The organism is Psychrobacter sp. 1U2 (genome assembly GCF_051847575.1).
The window spans coordinates 1-1,287 of sequence record NZ_JBPYDC010000267.1; the positions used below are offsets into that span (position 1 = coordinate 1).

The following is a 1,287-nucleotide window of genomic DNA, read 5'->3' on the forward strand; positions in this document are numbered from 1 at the left end:
TGATATAATGATGCAGTTAAAGTTAGAATGCTTTACCTGACGCTATAATTGTGTGATAAGTTGTTATTTTTGGGGCAAAAATTAACAAAGACTGTACATTGTTATGTTAATTTTATCGGAAACATAGCTCATAAAACTAAGATTTGCTATGATAGCTGGCAAATAATATTTTAGTGTTCTTCCTAATTGATTTAACAAATTGAGAGTAATATATGAAAAAAATTACCACTTTAACTATCACTACGCTGGCCAGTGCGATGTTATTGGTTACAGGCTGTAGTACCAACAATGGCAACCAAGAAAGCGCTACTCCAAGTGTTTCTATTACTGAGCAAAGTACAGCGAAAGAAAAAGTAGGCTATAGCTTGGGCTTTATGATGGCAGAAGGTAATAAAGAAGCGGTACAAGATTTAGACCTTGATACTTTTGAGCAAGGCTTTCGTGATGGCTATGAAGGTGAAGAGTCTGCTCTGACCCAAGAGCAGATGGAAGAAGTACTAATGACGTACCAAAAAGAACAAGAAGAGAAGTTTGTTGCAGATATGCAGAACAAAGCAGAAGAGAATAAAACCAAAGGTGCTGCGTTCTTAGCAGAAAATGCTAAAAAAGAAGGCGTAAAAGAGACGGATTCTGGTCTGCAATATAAAGTACTAACAGCAGGTACGGGCAAATCACCAAAAGCGACTGACGTGGTTGAAGTAAACTACGAGGGCAAATTGATCGATGGTACTGTATTTGATAGCTCTTATGAGCGCGGCGAGCCGATCGAATTCCCATTGAACCAAGTCATCGCTGGCTGGACTGAAGGTTTACAGCTGATGAAAGAAGGCGGCAAATATGAGTTCTATATTCCATCAGATATCGCTTATGGCGAAGCTGGAAATTCAGGTATTGAACCTAATAGCACACTCATATTCACTGTTGAGCTATTAAAAGTAAAATAGCAGAAAAGTGAAATAATGCTGCGTTAAGCATATAATATTAGATAATTGAAAAAGCCCTCATATTGGATATGAGGGCTTTTTTAGTCACGGGATTTTTGTATTATAAAATAAAGTGCCGTATTTAAAGGGTCTTTTGAAATACTTTAGAGTTGCGACCGTTATGGTACTTTTCTTGGCGAGCTTCTGGTAATGCACTAGCATTGACTTCAGCGAAGCCTTGTTCTACAAACCAGTGCGCCGTACGTGTGGTTAATACAAACAACTTATGTAGGCCATGACTGCGCGCTTGCTGTTCTAAAAATGCCAGCAAGTCTGCACCGCGGCTACCATTGCGATATTCTGG

General features: G+C 38.9%; 1 protein-coding gene and 1 pseudogene. One reads left to right on the top strand and one right to left on the bottom strand.

The genetic code is table 11. The features are described 5' to 3' along the window. Positions 1-212: 212 nt before the first annotated feature. Positions 213-944: an FKBP-type peptidyl-prolyl cis-trans isomerase gene (locus ACS8FD_RS15050; protein ID WP_439262940.1), complete on the top strand. Its 732-nt coding sequence runs from the start codon at positions 213-215 to the stop codon at positions 942-944. Between the two features lie 121 nt (positions 945-1,065). On the opposite strand, the pseudogene ACS8FD_RS15055 reads toward ACS8FD_RS15050, so the two are convergent. Next, positions 1,066-1,287, bottom strand: a pseudogene (locus tag ACS8FD_RS15055) (amino-acid N-acetyltransferase); the annotation flags it as partial.